The following is a 15,519-nucleotide window of genomic DNA, read 5'->3' as shown; positions in this document are numbered from 1 at the left end:
GATGCCCATGTAGAAAATGGTGAACGCGCCGTCGCGGCGCGGATCGTCAGGCGCATACAGCTGGCCCACTATGGTGGAGATGTTGGGCTTGAAGAACCCGTTTCCGATGATCAGCAGCCCCAAAGCGAGATAGAAAAACGACAGCGAATTGGCGGTCAGGCAGAATTCGCCGCACGCCATGAGAATCGCGCCGATCACAATGCATTTGCGCTGGCCCAGATACCGGTCAGCCAGGTAACCGCCGATAAGCGGAGTGAAATATACCAGCCCGGTGTAATAACCGTAAATGCTGCCGGCTTTTTCCGTGGAGAACATAAGAAATTTGGTCATGTACAGAAACAGCAGGGCGCGCATCCCGTAATAGCTGAAGCGTTCCCACATTTCCACCATGAACAGAAGATATAATCCTTTCGGGTGTTTATGTTCCACATGATGCGGATGGTTTAGTTTGTAGATGTTGCTCATAGAGCGCTAACAATCCTTTTGAATCATGAATTTGAATATAGAATAGCAAAAATCCAGCCTTTTTGCTGACAGTTTCTTCAGGCCGCAACGCAAAACACAGCTCCGCCGGCTGCTCGGGCTGTTGAAGCCGTGTGTGGTGTTCCCGGTTTTACAGCGTTCCTTCCACTTTGTCCACGTCGGCTTCGGGGTGAGTCTTGCCGAACGCTTTGTTCAGGCGCGCTTTGCCGGTGTGCACGCCTTCGCGGATATTTTCGCCGACTACTTCGATGGTGTCCTTGCTTTTGGTTACGGCGTCGTCCATCCAGTCGCACACATCCTCACGGGTTTCCTTGCCGGATTTGGGAGCCAGCAGCAGTCCCGCCACCGCGCCGATAATGCCGCCAAGAATGAACGCCGTCAATACCGAACCCTTGTCATCTCTCATAATTTCTCCTTGATGAATCCAAGCATTTTTATTTTAAAACCGTTGAACTGCTATTCCGCCGTCCGGCACGCGTCAGGGCCGGAACTTCAGCACCGGCAGATACACTTCGCCAGTGCTCCACATGTTGCTGGCGAAGGTGCCGGCTTTCGAGCCTGTGCCGGCAAAATAATCCACCCGGCCCGGCCCTTTGATCGCGCCGCCGGTGTCCTGGCAAAGCACAATTCTTGTTTTTCTGGCGTAACCGAGCAGCTGGTTCCTGTCGTTCAGTTCCGGCATGGCGGTCTGGACAAGCACCAGCGCGCCGAGCGGAAAGTATTTCGGGTCCACCGCGATTGACCGTTCGGCCACCAGCGGCCGGTCTATCGAGCCGGAGGGGCCTTGCGCGGGGTCGTTTATCCGGTCAAGCGTGAAAAACGTGTAGCGTTTGTTGCTGGCCAGTATCCAGTCTTTTATCTCCGGGTGGTCGGCCAGATATTTTTCGGCTTTTTCGCGGGTTACCGTCTGCTTGTCAAACACGCCGGTTTTTACCAGCGTGGTGATCCAGCCTTTGAATTCCAGCGCGTTTGTGCCGGAATAATGCGCGCGCACCTGCGTGCCGTCGGGCAGGTTGAGCCGCGCCGAGCCCTCGATATGCAGATCCATGATTTCGATTTTGCTTTTAAACCACGCTATTTCCAGATTCTTGCCGGCGAGCAGATGCCCCAGATCTATGGTTTCCCGATCCGCGTACGGCACCAGTTTCCCGTCCTCCACCCGGCCGCTTATTTTTCTTGATTTGAGGCTTTCGTCGAACCGTTCCAGATCCACTTCGATCAAGTCGGACGGTTTGCGGTATATGGGATAGATATAGTCGCCGGTTTTAACCCGGCTGGCGCTGTAAATCGGTTCATAATACGCGCTGAAAGTGACCGCGCCCTTGCCGTCGGAGCCGATGGCTCTGTACAGATCGAATTTCTCCGCTATCGTGCGGCGCAGGTCTTCCGGCGTGGCGGCCTGCTGATAGACGTCAATGAACGCGCGGATCGTGTCCGCCAGCATGAAGCCCGTTATCTGCCGGTCGCCTACCGTATAGAGCGTTTTGGGGTTTTTGGCGTTTTTCCAGTCCAGATACTCCAGACTTTCGCGCGCGGCGGACACGAGTGCCTGCCGGTTGTCCAGATCTCCGAAATCGGGATAATCGGCCGGCAGTACGCGCGCGAAATTGTTGCTGTCCGTTTCCGGCGGTTTCTTGAAAGTCACGCAGCCTGCCGAAAACAGCAGCACGGATACCGCCGCAAGCGGCGGAAGCAGTCGTAACGGCTGTCCGGAAATTCTGAATGGCATCATGACTATTATCACATTTTAACCTTATTGACACAATACTCCACAGCCGTTAGAATAGACTATATGAAAAAAACCCGGATTTTTTTCGCCGTTTTCGCGGCAGGCGTCATGTTTGCGGCGGGCGCGCCCGTTCTGGCCGAAGAAGAGAGCGACAGCGCCGTGCTGGCGGATCTGTCCGGCACGGTGGAAACACGGGCCAGCCGAAAAGCGGTCTGGAATCCGGCCAGACAGGGCGATATCCTGCCGGAAGGCTGCCTTGTCCGCACCGGCGCGGACGGGCAGGCGGAGCTGTTCTTTTCCAATAAAACCAAAATCTGGCTGCGCGAAAACAGCACTCTCGAAGTGGCGGCTCGTAAAAATCTGGTAAGCGATATCGCGCTTCTGGCGGGCAAAATCAAGGTGCGGGTGCCGCATCTTAAATGGAAAGAGCGTTTTATAGTGCGGACCGACGCGGCGGTCTGCGCCGTGCGCGGCACGGAATTTGTCGTGTCCGCCGTGGAGGCCGGCGATCTGAACGTGGATGTGCTGTACGGGCAGGTTGACCTGAGGTATACCGTGCCGCCCGAATACGGGCAATCCGAGGTGCAGATTAACCAGGGCGTGCGGTATAACATTGTCCGCCGGGACCGGGATCAGGATCGGTCCGCCGCCCGCCGGCCCGCCAGGGGCGACGAAGGCCGCCGCAGCGGTACGGTGTTCATCGGAACGGACTCGCTGCTTACCCGGGATCAGGAGGTGGAAGGCGTGCAGGACTGGTCGCCGGGACTTTCGCCGCGCCAGCGGCTGGACATGCTGGTTTCCAAGGAAGGATACCGGATGGATATCCGGCGGTTCGTGGCGGACACGGACAGAACCCAGAGCAATATTGACACGCTTACCAAGCAGGTGATGGAGGCCGACCTTGAAGCCGGACGCACTCTGCGCGACGTGAACGGCAATCTGGTCCGGGTGGACCAGCGTATGCTGCGCCCTGACGACAGCAGTATCCAGATAATCAATCTGGTGAAACGCCCGGATTACACGTCGTCAGCGGGCAGATTCAGCTATTACGGTTCCGATATCGCCAACAGGCTCGACTCTTTCCAGACACTTATCCGGTTCAATTCCGCCCTGCCGCAGAGCATCAATAACTGGGCTTCGTTTTTCACAAACAACACTGTCCGGGTGGATCATCTGAATGTCGTGGCGGCCAACCAGACCACGGCGGGATCCTTTTTCGTAACCGCGCTGCTGGCGGACAACAAACAGCTGGCCGATCCGGCCGCGAGCGACGAAATGACCGACTACGGAAAAATTTATTTCGGCACGGTGGATAACACGGGCTACAATGCCCTGGCGCAGGGGCGGGTGGTCAGCGCGCTGAGCGACGGGTCGGTGCAGAACCTGTCCGGCTCGACTGTTTCCGGGCTGGCCTGGGCCCAGCGGCCCGACGCGGACGGCGGCTGGAATTTTCTCAATCCTTCAAACCGGGATACCCGGCAGTACGTCAATTTCGATTCCGACAAATTCATGATGGAATCCGCGGCCACGCCTTACTGCGTGGGCGCAAACTGCGGAGTCAGCGCCAATAAAATCTGGCTGGCGACAAACATTTATGTGATAACGAACAGCGGGCGCGTCCGTAGCGTAAGCGATTTTACAAGCGATATCAGCAACATCCCGTCGCTTGTGGCCAACACCGCCGGGCAGGCTCAGCTGTTCATAAAAAAGGACAACGGCGGCCGGGTGGACAATTCCGCCAACGGGGATTTAACCGCCACTTTTTCCGGCATTTCGGTAAACTCCATGCGCAAGAATATTGACATAGTGGCCATTCCCGATATCGCTTATCAGGCCACCTCGAAACTGCTGCCGGCGTTCCTCAAACTCAATACCAAAAAGGGGTCTTCCGAATGAGCCTGCGGCGCAAGCGGCGTTTCACGGCGGTTCTCGCTTTGTTTCTGTGCGCCGCGCCCGCGGCGCTGGCGGGAATTGACTGGGAGGCGAAAGGAAGCGAGATAGTGTCGGAAATAATCGCCAATCCCTCGGCTTTCTTTTACGATTTCCAGCAGGATCTGGAAGCGACAACGCCCGTATTGCCCGGCAAGACGATGGGGTTTCAGGTGGGGCTGTTTCCGTCGGCGGTGCCGATGGGGTACGGCAATCTGTCCGGCAAGCTGCGCCTGCATCCCGAAGGGCGGCTGTATCCCGGGCTGCCGCAGCTGGATGTGTACGGTGGCTACTGGCAGATGATGTGGGCGCAGATGGCGGTTAACCAGAGCGACGATATCAACGACGCCAGGTTTTACGGGCATTACATGGGCCTTATGCTGGCCAGCAGCGTAAGCCCCCGGGTGCGCGTGTTCGGCGGCTGGAAATACGCCAGCCTTACCGCCAATCTCGATATGAAAAAAGCGGTTGATATAATGGGCACGGAAGTTTCCAGTTTTCATTCCAACCTTAACGATAATTTTCTTGTGGCTGGCATCGAATGTCCCACCGGGCTTGACAACTGGTGGACCATGCAGTTCAATTACGGGCTTACGCAGGAGATTCTGGCCGCTAAGGTAAGCTGGTACGGCAAATATTTCGAGCTGGGTTTCAATATCTATCCTGAAGGGGTGCTGGTAATCCATCCCGTCTGGAATTTTCATGTCAATTTCTAGCGGAGCCTATGAACGTGAAACACGGCGGTAAAATTGCGTTGATTGCGGCGTTGCTGATGGCGGGCGCCTCCGCCGGTTCGTTCGCCGCTACGGCCGAACAGACCAAGGCGGTTACGCCATATTTTAACATGTCGCTGGCGGAAATGCTCAACATGCCTTCGCAGGGCAATTTTTTCAGCGGCGGGCAGATGAACGCCGATCTGGGCCTGCTCGGCAATATCAACGAGAGCAATTCCCTGTTCGCGCTTTACAATTTCAGATATATGGGTCCGTCGTTCTATCCGCAGGACAGCAACCAGTTTGAGGATCGCAGCCTCAGCCATTACATCAATCTGGAATACCGGCTCAAGCTGGGCGAGTTCCGGGTGCGGCCCGGAGTGGCCAAAACCATCGGCAAACGCAAGACTGGCGCGAACGAAGCGTGGGACAGCGGGCTTTACAATACCAATTCCGACGGCTGGAATCTCGCCGCCGACTGGCTTTACGAGCTCTCCGGAAAAAGCGGGGTGCTGACTGCCAAGTATCTGGTTCGCGCGGTTGAATTTCCGAATTATACCGACCTGTTGCGCGAATTCCAGAACGCCGGCTCCGCGTCCGAGCTGTCGGGCGGGCTGCAGAACCAGAACATGAGCCAGCTTTCTCTGCGTTCGAACTGGAACAGCATGACGCTGGGTGTTTCCCGCTCCGTGATGGATTACACCAACCAGACTGTCGTGGAGGATACGGGCCTTTACGGCAATTCCAGGCAGCGCGATACCGCCACCGCCATTGATTTCGGGCTTAACACTTCCTGGGGCCTGTTCGAGTTTTACCCCAATATCGAGTACAACATCTACCGTTCCAACCAGAATTTTTTGCGTTACAAGTATTTCGGAGCCACGATTACCGACATTACCGACCCGTCCGCGGATGTCACTTTCATGAATGACAACTACAGCTATAACGAACTGGCTCTGCGGATTCCGCTTGACCTCAATCTTGGCGCGGACGCCCGGTGGGCGGTCAGCGGCGGGCTGGAGCTTATCCGCCGGGATTATGTGGCGCGGCTGGCGCGCGATTCCGAAAACAACTATAAGTCCGGCGACAGGCAGAAAAATCTTATCACCCGCCTGTCCGTCGGGTTCCGCAAGCATTTGAACGAGATCGCGGATATGCGGCTTTCTTACACTTTCACCATCGCGGAATCAAACAACACCTTCGAAAAGTATCTGCCTTACAATTACACGGGCCATACTTTCGGGCTTGCCTATAATATAAGGTACTGATGTGAAAAAGATATTGTTTTCCTTGTTTATTGCGGCGCTTGCGCACGGCGCCGGGTTCGGACTTGACGCCGCGAAAGAAACCGGCACGGTCAGCATTGCGGTGCATGGCCTGCGAAATGACCGCGGGCAGGTAGTGGCCGCGCTGTTTGATTCGGCGCAGGGCTTCCCGGCCGGATTTTCCGGAGCGTTTCGCCGGGCGTTTTCCCGCATAGATAACGGCGGCGCGAAACTGGTTTTTGCGGATGTGCCCTACGGCCGGTACGCGGTTGCGCTGTGCCACGATGAAAACGCTGATAACGTGATAGAAATGGCCGGCACCATGTTTGTGGAAGGGTTCGGCGCGTCCAATAACGCGGTGCCGGAATTCGGGCCGCCGGATTTTGAATACGCGGCGTTCAAGGTTAACCGGCCCGACGTGTCGCTCGATACCGTGATCAGATATGGTCTTTTGGCCTCAAGGCGCAATTTCCCCGCTGTCCGGGCCGGGCGCGAAACCGGCAATATCAATGTTACGCTTGACGGATTTTCCTCCAATCAGGGGCTGGCGCTTGTCGCGTTGTATGCTGCGGGCGAAGGGTTTCCTTATGAGTTTAAAAACGCGGCGATGTTTTCCTATTCCCGAATAAAGAACCGGCGCGCGGCAGTGGCGTTTAAAGACGTGCCGTACGGGCAGTATGCTGTGATCGGGTTTCACGATCTTAACGCCAACGGCCGGCTGGATATGGACCGCGGGTTTCCCGCGGAAGGTACAGCCGTGTCCGGCGACGCGCTGCACGACTACGCGCCGGTTCTGTTTAACAGCGCGGTTTTCGATCTGGAGGACGATAATCTCGCCATGTCGGCCGACATGCGCTACGATCTTAAGCATCCGCGCCGCCAGGCCGGGATCATGGAGCCGGGCAAAGGCGGCGACCTGATTCTCAAAATTGACGGCGCGGACGGCGACGCCGGCGTGATAATGGCCGCGCTGTTTAAATCGGGCGAGGGGTTTCCGGCGGACGGCGGACGCGCGGCGGCTTTTGCCATAGCTTTTATCCACTCCGGGCAGGCTGTTGCGGTTTTCAGGGATCTGCCGTTCGGCCGGTATGCCGCTTCCGTTTATCAGGACAAAGACGGTAACGGCAGGCTTAACAGAAATATCTTCGGCCGGGCATCCGAGCCGCGCGGTTTTTCACGGAACGTGTCCGGATTCATGGGGTCAGCGCCTTCTTACGAAGATGCGGAGTTCGCGTTTGACAAAGACGCCCGGACTCTCAGCATCCATTTGCGCTGACAGGTTTTTCAGAATGGACAAGGCGCGCCGTGCGGCGCGCCTTTTTTCAGCGGCCAGGGCTGAAAGCGCGACAGGCCGGATCATCAGGCGGGGAAAAATGCGGTTCTCGGCAGGCGGCATAACGCCCGCCGCGGCGGCGCGTTTGCGGCCGGGAGGAGTGACCGGCTGTCTGGAAAACAATAAAGCGGGGTGGCGGCATGAAAATAATTCCGTTTTGTCTGCTGGTTTGTCTGTGCGGCTGCGCCGGCCTGACAGCCGGAAACGACTCCGCGCGCGCGGAGGCGGTGCGACGCCTGAGGCGGCTGGCCTTCGCCGCCGATTTGTACAAGTCGCAATATGGTGTTTATCCCGATTCCGCGGCGCTGTTCTCTTTTGTTCAGGACAGGACTCTCGGGCTGGACCCGTGGGGCGTGCCGCCTGGGCTCGACATTGTCCCGTCGGACAGAGTGGCTGAACGGGGCGCGGACTTCCGGCTTACCTCGGCCGGGCCTGACCGGCGGTTCGGCACGGGGGACGACATCGGTTTTCCCGTCCGGTAACGCTGTGCCCGGCTTCAGACCGCTTCCGGCTCGCAAATAAAAAACCCACTCCTGCGAGTGGGTTTGAAAAACTGGTGGACCTGAGGGGGATCGAACCCCTGACCTCTTGCATGCCATGCAAGCGCTCTCCCAGCTGAGCTACAGGCCCTTGACAGATCTTATTATACAAACTTTTCCGCCGATTGGAAATATTTTATCGCGGCGCGGCAACGCTGCCGGCGCGGTTCTCCGCGCGTGCGGACGCATATAGATTTGCGCGCTTGACAAGCCCCGGCCTAATGGAATATCCTCTAGGTAACATTGGTGGTCAACACCAATAATCGTGGAGAGGTTACAACCTATGAACGAAAATGCAAAACGCATTATGGACAATCTCGCTGCCAAGAATCCCGGAGAAAAGGAATTCCTTCAGGCGGCGGAAGAAGTTATCTGTTCCCTTATGCCGGTGTACGACAAGCACCCCGAATACCGGAAAGCGAAAATCATCGAACGGCTTGTGGAACCCGAACGGGCTATCTCGTTCCGCGTTCCGTGGGTTGACGACAGCGGCGAAATCCAGATCAACCGCGGCTATCGCGTGCAGTTCAACAGCGCCATCGGACCCTACAAGGGCGGGCTCCGGTTTCATCCCAGCGTCAATCTGAGCATTCTTAAATTTCTCGGTTTCGAACAGATTTTCAAAAACAGCCTTACCGGCCTGCCTATGGGCGGCGGAAAAGGCGGTTCGGATTTCAACCCAAGGGGCAAGTCCGATGCTGAAGTGATGCGCTTCTGCCAGTCTTTCATGAGCGAGCTTTTCCGGTACATCGGCCCGAATACGGATGTTCCGGCCGGCGATATCGGAGTGGGCGGCCGCGAAATCGGCTACCTGTTCGGCCAGTATAAAAAACTCCATAACCGGTTTGAAGGCGTGCTTACGGGCAAGGGCCTTAACTGGGGCGGCAGCCTTGTCCGCCCCGCGGCGACCGGGTACGGTCTGGTGTACTTCGCGCAGGAAATGCTCGCCACCAGAGGGGAGAGTTTCAAAGGCAAGACCTGCCTGATTTCCGGCGCCGGCAACGTGGGCGTGCACGCGATCGAGAAGATCAACCAGCTGGGCGGAAAAGTTGTAGGGATGACCGATTATGACGGCTCGATTGTGGATCTCGACGGCATCAACGAGGAGAAAGTCGAATTCACCAAAGAGCTGGTGTTCAAACGCCGCCAGAGCCTTGCCAAGTATGCGGAGAAGTATCCGCGCGCGCAGTATCTGACCGGCAAGAAAGCCTGGCATGTCAAGTGCGACGTGGCTTTGCCGACCGCCTGCGAGAACGAGCTGACCGGCGAAGACGCGAAGATGCTCATCAATAACGGCTGTTTCTGCGTGGCTGAAGGTTCGAACATGTCAACCACTCCGGAAGGCATTGAAGCGCTGCAGAAGGCGAAAGTGCTGTTCTCGCCCGGCAAGGCTTCCAACGCCGGCGGCGTGGGCGTGTCCGGCCTGGAAATGAGCCAGAACAGCCTCCGGCTTTCCTGGACCCGCGAGGAAGTTGACGCGCGGCTTAACCAGATCATGAAGAATATCCACAAGAGCTGCCTCGACGCTTCGACCGAATACGGCGATCCCGGCAACTATGTCATGGGCGCGAATATCGCGGGCTTCCTGAAAGTGGCCGACGCGATGCTTGACCAGGGCCTTGTGTAAACAGAAGCGGTTTAGCTGTAAATAAGGGCTGGAAACATACGCGGAAAAATTTGAGAAGCCGGGAGGAAGATTGAACCACTCCAGTTTGTTCGACAACGAAGTCAGTTCCGGAGGGTTTGACTCCCTGATGATTCACCGGGTGCTCAAAATTCTGCTGGTTTCCAGCCCTTATGATTCCTCCGTGATAGCGGAGGACAGCCGGCTTACGGAAATAATTTTCAGCGAGTATCTGGATTTGAGCCTGCGCTGGTCGCCGCGCGTGGTGCGGGTGACCACCGCCGCCGAAGCGCTGGAAAAGCTGCGCGGTGAAAGTTTCGACATGGTGCTTACCATGCTGCGGGTGGGGGGCATGGATGTCATGTCGTTCGCGACGGCCGCCAAAGCGATAAGGCCCGAACTGCCCGTCGTGCTGCTGGGCTACAGCCTGATAGACATAGACGGGATTCCCAACGACAGCAATTCCCCCGTAGACTATATTTTCCTGTGGAACGGCGACGCAAAAATACTGATCGCCATCATCAAGCTTATAGAGGATCGCCGCAACGTTGACCATGATATCGAAGTGGCCGGCGTGCAGGTGGTTCTGCTTGTTGAGGATTCCGTGCGGTTTTATTCCGCCTATCTGCCTTTGGTTTACACGGAAATAATGGCGCAGACGCAAAAGCTGATGAGCGAAGGCGTCAACACGATGCACAAGCTCATGCGGATGCGCGCGCGGCCCAAAATCCTTTTCGCCAATACCTACGAGGAAGCGCTTGCCCTTTACAATAAATACCGCAGCAATATCCTGGGGATAATCTCCGACGTGCAGTTTCCGCTCGGCGGGCAGCCTGATCCGGCCGCGGGCCTGAAGTTCACCGCGATGGCCAAAGCCGACCGCGCGGATGTGCCGGTGCTGCTGCAGAGCAGCGACGGCGGGATGGCGGAAAAAGCCCGCATGCTCGAAGCGGCCTTCCTTAACAAGAATTCTCCGGATATGCTGGAGGAACTGCGCCATTTCATAAAAAACAATTTCGGGTTCGGGGATTTCGTGTTTTCATTGCCCGACAGAACCTATCTGGCCAGAGTGGGCGACATGCACAGCCTGCTTGACGCGCTTAAGACGGTGCCGGAGGAATCTGTCATCTACCACGCTTCCCACAACCATTTTTCCAAGTGGCTGATGGCGCGCACGGAATTCGAGCTGGCGCACCAGATCCGGCCGGCCCGGGTGCAGGATTTCCCGTCGCCTGCGGAACTGCGGCGGTATCTGGTGCAAACCATAGGCAATTTTCTTGTCAAATCGAAAAAAGGCGTGATAGTGGATTTCTCGCCGGAATATTACAGCGGAAGCGTGCCGTTCGCCAAGGTGGGGACCGGCTCTTTGGGCGGCAAGGCGCGCGGTCTGGCCTTTTTCAATTCCCTGATGCGAAAACATGATTTTTCCGACAGCATACCGGGTGTTCATATGTCGGTGCCTAAAACCGTCGTGATCGCCACCGATATGTTCGACGCGTTTATGGCGGATAACGGGTTTGACCGTCTGGTGCGCGACACTCAAGACGACGCTCGCCTGCGCGAGGCGTTCGTGCGGGCGGAGCTGCCGGAAAAAGTGCGCGGCGCGCTTAAAGTGATAGTGGAGCGGGTCGGGCGGCCGCTGGTGGTGCGTTCTTCGTCCGTGATGGAAGATTCGCAGACTTATCCGTTCGCGGGAATTTATGAAACGTACATGCTGCCCAATTCCAACCCCGATCCGAACACAAGGTATGAACAGCTTTCCCGGGCGGTGAAACTGGTATATGCGTCCACCTATTCAATGGCGGCGCGCAACTATCTGGGGCGCACCTCGCATCTGCTTGACGAGGAAAAGATGGCGGTCGTCATCCAGCAGATTTCGGGACACCGGTACGAGGACGTGTATTATCCGTCTTTTTCCGGGGTGGCGCAGTCCCATAATTTCTATCCGCTGCCGCCCGTGAAACCGGAAGACGGCAACGTGAACGTGGCGGTGGGGCTGGGCATAACGGTGGTGGACGGCCGCCAGTCTTTGCGGTTTTCGCCCAAACACCCGGCCCGTATTTTCCAGTTTGCCAACACCAAGGCGTATTTCTCCCATTCCCAGCAGCAGATCCTTGCGCTGGATATGACGGGCAAAGGCGCGCGGAACCCGGAATCGGGCGAGAATATCGTCACGCTTTCTCTGGCGGATGCAGAGCGGCACGGCACGCTGGCGCCGGTTGCGTCCACCTATTCTTCCGACAATGACCGTTTTTACGAAGGCATGAGCCGGCCGGGCCCGCGTGTGATAACTTTCGCGCCGGTGCTGGAATCCGGGACTTTCCCGCTGGTGGAAGTGATAAATTTTCTGTTGCCGCTAGGCAAAGAGGCGATGGGCTGCGATGTGGAGATGGAGTTTGCCGTTGAGCTGGAAACAGGCATTTTCCACATACTTCAGATCCGTCCGATGACCGGCATGGACCGCAACGAGCGCGTTCAGCTGGATGATTTCGAGGCGGATCGGGTGATCTGCCGAAGTCCCAAGAGCCTTGGGCACGGTTATATAAAAGATCTGCGTGACGCCGTATATGTGAGGCCGCAGGCTTTTGATTCAGCAACCACGAAAACCATAGCCGTCCAGATAGCGCGGCTGAACGACGAACTGCGGCATCAGGGCAGATTGTATGCCCTGCTGGGGCCGGGCCGCTGGGGTTCATCCGATTCGTGGCTGGGTGTGCCTGTGCACTGGAGCCAGATTTCCAGCGCCAGGCTGATACTGGAAACTTCTTTGCCGGGGTTTTTGGTGGATCCGTCTTACGGGAGTCATTTCCTGCACAATGTGATCGCGCTGGGCGTGGGGTATTTCATACTGGATTATCATGACAATCCGGTTGACTGGAGCTGGCTGGATTCCCTGCCCGCCGAACATGAAACGGAACTGATCCGGCATGTGCGGCTGGCCAGTCCGCTGGATATCCGCATAAATTCCAAAACAGGCGAAGGGGTTATGCTGAAACCGGCTGCCGTAGCGGAAAGCTGCCAGTCCGTTTAATCAAAAAAAGCGCGCTGCCTATGGCAGCGCGCTTCCGGGCCTGAAAAGAGTCATATGGCTCTTTTTCGGAATTCCTTGCGGTTCATCAGCTTGCCTGAAGTGTAGGTTTCCTCGTACATCGGCTTGCCGTTTTCATAATAGAATATCCGGTCGCCTTCCAGTTTGCCGGCTTTATAGTTTTCGACCAGGCGCACCTGCCCGCTTATATAATAGTCGGTCCGGCGGCCGTTAAGCTGGCCGTTTTCGTAGAGTTCCTCGTTCCATAACTGGCCGTTATCATAGTAGCGCTTGCGCGGTCCGTTCAGCCGGTCGTGCTCATACATTTCTTCGGTGTTCAGACGGCTGTTTTCGTAATAGGACTTGCGAATGCCGTCCAGCAGGCCGTCCTTGTATGTTTCCGCCACGCTGATATGTCCGTTGGGATAATAGGATTTTCTCATTCCGTCGAGCTTGTTGTTTTTGAAAGAGGCTTCTTCCTCGAAAACCTTGTCTTTGAAGTAGTTGTGGATTTTTACCAGCCCGTTGAGCGTGCCGTCGAGATAAGTTTCCTCGGCCCAGACCCGGCCCAGCTCGTCGTATTTGATCCGCGGCCCGTTGAGGGTGCCGTTGCGGTAGCTTTCCGACACCTTGGGTTTGCCGCTGGGATAAAATTCATTCACGATGCAATCGGGAATTTCACCGCCGCGGTCTATAATGTCGCCGGCCGGAGAAAGGATTTCACGGGCGATTTCCTTGTCGCCGAGGTAGTAAATTCGGGCGTTGTTTTCCGTTTTTCGCACCAGCTCCGGCTGAGCGGATGCCGGTTCGGACTTGGTGACGGCGGCCTGGTCCGCCGGTTCTGAAGTTTCAACCGGCGGTGCGGCAGGCTGTTCTTCCGCCGCTTCGGGTGCAGGCTGCGGTGCGGGCGTTCCGGCTGAGGAATCGGCCGGTTTGACTGGTTGAGCCGGCCCGTCAGGCGTTTCGGAACGCGAGATGAATTCGCCGTTGCTGTACATGTCCTCGAAGCGGAGCGTGCCGGACGGATAATAGGTTTTCACTGACCCGTCCAGTTTGCCGTGTTTGTAATTCTCAACGCAACGCGGTTTCGCGTCTGGATAAAAAAGCGTGCGGCAGCCGTGCAGCAGCCCGTTCTGGAAATTCTCTTCTGACAGGATCGCGCCGGTCGCGCAGTCCGTCATGACCGTTTTTCCGTTGAGCCTGGTGCTGGATATAAATTTGGAAGCTATGGTTGAAGCGTGGTATTCGGTTATCTGCCCGTCAGGCAGGGTTCCTTCAGTGTTTACAACATGCCCGTCGGCAGCGAGCATTTGTTTAGCTACCATTTCGGCCCGGAAAAACAGTTTTTCCGTACCGGAGGCAATACATAGTATTGTGGTTTCAGGCATGAGCCCTCCCAAACCTTTCCGATGAATCAGCTGCAATTACAACGCGGCAATATGCGCCGCACCCGGTTTCAGTATAATAAATATATGGGAGAATGTGCAAAACCTTGAAAAACGGTCAGTTTTACTCATAAATATATGGTTGATTTGAAAGGTGGTTATTCATATAATTATTATAATTATATATCCACCGCGGCGGATTGCGAGGCTTTTAATGAGATATTGGGCATACATCAATAATGCTGTAGCGGGGCCATTTGACGAGGATAAACTGCACGAAGCGCCCGGCTTTACGCCTGACACTTTGCTGTCGCCGGAATTTCCGCCTGACGGCACGAATCCCGACTGGAAGCCCGCCTCGTCGCTTAATATCGCTGCGGGCGTGCCGGCTCAGGCGGATGCGTCTGTTCCGGCTGCTGCGCCTGCTGAAGCCGTTGTTGAGATGTCTTCCGTCGTAGCGGAAACCGAACCTGTTGCCGCCGAACCCGCAGCGATGCCGGATTTCAACCTTGCGCAGAACGCTCAGGAACAGGTGGTGCCGCAAACCGCCGATAACGCAGCGATGCCGGATTTCAACCTTGCGCAGAACGCTCCGGAACAGGCGGTGCCGCAAACCGCCGATAACGCAGCGATGCCGGATTTCAACCTTGTGCAGAACGCTCCGGAACAGGCGGTGCCGCAAACCGCCGATAACGTAGCGATGCCGGATTTCAACCTTGCGCAGAACGCTCCGGAACAGGCGGTGCCGCAAACCGCCGATAACGCTCAGGCTGGCGCAGCCGATCCTTTCGCCCAACTGTTTGCGTCGCCGCCCGATGCGGCGGCATCACCGCACACCGTTATGTCGGAGGCGGATGTTACTGCCGCCACTAGCGGTGCTGCGCAGGATCCTTTTGCCCAATTATTCGGTGATACTGGCGGAGCCAGTGCTCAGGACGCCGGCTCGCCTCAGGGGCAGCCCGCGCAGGAATCGGGTTCATCTGTTGACCCCATGACTCTGACCCAGATTGACCGCAATATAGCGTCTGCAGCGACTGAGCCTGCGGATCCGATGACGTTGTCCCAGATTGAACGTAATATTGCGGTTTTGAACGGCAATACGGGCGGTGAAGCCGGCCCGGGTGCGGATGGCGTATTTTCTGGACAGCAGACAGTTCCGCAACAGGATCTTTTCAATGATCCGGGTGCTGTTGCTGCGGCACAGTCGTTTCCGGGACAGGATGCCCAGCAGGGAGTTGTTCCGGCTGTTGAAGATATGAATGTGCCGGAACAAATACCGCCGGCTGTTGCCGCTACAAACCCGCCGGCAACTCTTGCCGGGATTCCGGAAACCACGCCGCCGATGAATATGCAGATGCCGCAGCAGATGGGCGGCATGCCGGGAATGATGCCTCCCGCTACAAACCCGCCGGCAACTCTTGCCGGTATTCCGGAAACCACGCCGCCGATGAATATGCAGATGCCGCAGCAGATGGGTGGCATGCCGGGAAT

General features: G+C 56.7%; 12 protein-coding genes and 1 tRNA gene. 8 read left to right on the top strand and 5 right to left on the bottom strand.

What is annotated here, in order from left to right; all coding sequences use genetic code 11:
• From PHW69_07340 to PHW69_07330, 3 genes are all read right to left on the bottom strand, one after another.
• Positions 1-465, bottom strand: a 465-nt coding sequence (locus PHW69_07340; protein ID MDD4005001.1) for an oligopeptide:H+ symporter, incomplete at its 3' end; no start/stop codon positions are given.
• A 148-nt stretch (positions 466-613) separates the two neighbouring features.
• Positions 614-889, bottom strand: coding sequence for a YtxH domain-containing protein (locus tag PHW69_07335; GenBank protein ID MDD4005000.1), 276 nt, complete (start codon positions 887-889; stop codon positions 614-616).
• Positions 890-961: 72 nt separating this feature from the next.
• Positions 962-2,215 (bottom strand): MltA domain-containing protein, encoded by a 1,254-nt coding sequence (locus PHW69_07330; GenBank protein MDD4004999.1) that lies wholly within the window; start codon positions 2,213-2,215, stop codon positions 962-964.
• A 60-nt stretch (positions 2,216-2,275) separates the two neighbouring features.
• Here PHW69_07330 and PHW69_07325 point away from each other — a divergent pair, with 60 nt between their 5' ends.
• From PHW69_07325 to PHW69_07305, 5 genes are all read left to right on the top strand, one after another.
• Positions 2,276-4,108, top strand: coding sequence for a FecR family protein (locus tag PHW69_07325; GenBank protein MDD4004998.1), 1,833 nt, complete (start codon positions 2,276-2,278; stop codon positions 4,106-4,108).
• Positions 4,105-4,857: a hypothetical protein gene (locus PHW69_07320; GenBank protein MDD4004997.1), complete on the top strand. Its 753-nt coding sequence runs from the start codon at positions 4,105-4,107 to the stop codon at positions 4,855-4,857. Before PHW69_07325 ends, PHW69_07320 begins: the two co-directional genes overlap by 4 nt.
• An 8-nt stretch (positions 4,858-4,865) precedes the next feature.
• Positions 4,866-6,122, top strand: coding sequence for a hypothetical protein (locus tag PHW69_07315; GenBank protein MDD4004996.1), 1,257 nt, complete (start codon positions 4,866-4,868; stop codon positions 6,120-6,122).
• 1 nt (position 6,123) lies between these two features.
• Positions 6,124-7,395, top strand: coding sequence for a DUF2141 domain-containing protein (locus PHW69_07310; GenBank protein ID MDD4004995.1), 1,272 nt, complete (start codon positions 6,124-6,126; stop codon positions 7,393-7,395).
• 197 nt (positions 7,396-7,592) lie between these two features.
• Positions 7,593-7,934, top strand: a complete 342-nt coding sequence (locus PHW69_07305) for a hypothetical protein (GenBank protein ID MDD4004994.1) — start codon at positions 7,593-7,595, stop codon at positions 7,932-7,934.
• 72 nt (positions 7,935-8,006) lie between these two features.
• Here PHW69_07305 and PHW69_07300 read toward each other — a convergent pair.
• Positions 8,007-8,082: transfer RNA gene (locus PHW69_07300), tRNA-Ala, on the bottom strand.
• 192 nt (positions 8,083-8,274) lie between these two features.
• On the opposite strand from PHW69_07300, the gene gdhA reads away from it, so the two are divergent.
• Positions 8,275-9,618: an NADP-specific glutamate dehydrogenase gene (gene gdhA / locus PHW69_07295; protein ID MDD4004993.1), complete on the top strand. Its 1,344-nt coding sequence runs from the start codon at positions 8,275-8,277 to the stop codon at positions 9,616-9,618.
• 70 nt (positions 9,619-9,688) lie between these two features.
• Positions 9,689-12,646, top strand: a complete 2,958-nt coding sequence (locus PHW69_07290; GenBank protein MDD4004992.1) for a PEP/pyruvate-binding domain-containing protein — start codon at positions 9,689-9,691, stop codon at positions 12,644-12,646.
• A 50-nt stretch (positions 12,647-12,696) separates the two neighbouring features.
• On the opposite strand, the gene PHW69_07285 is transcribed toward PHW69_07290, so the two are convergent.
• A complete protein-coding gene (locus PHW69_07285) occupies positions 12,697-13,953 on the bottom strand; it encodes a hypothetical protein (protein MDD4004991.1) in 1,257 nt (418 codons plus the stop codon).
• A gap of 457 nt (positions 13,954-14,410) precedes the next feature.
• Between PHW69_07285 and PHW69_07280 the strand changes: the two genes are divergently transcribed.
• Positions 14,411-15,519, top strand: a 1,109-nt coding sequence (locus PHW69_07280; GenBank protein MDD4004990.1) for a hypothetical protein, incomplete at its 3' end; no start/stop codon positions are given.

Source organism: Elusimicrobiaceae bacterium (assembly GCA_028700325.1).
GTDB lineage: Bacteria > Elusimicrobiota > Elusimicrobia > Elusimicrobiales > Elusimicrobiaceae > JAQVSV01.
Note: the sequence above shows the minus strand (reverse complement) of the source record. Positions and strands in the feature narration are given on the sequence as shown.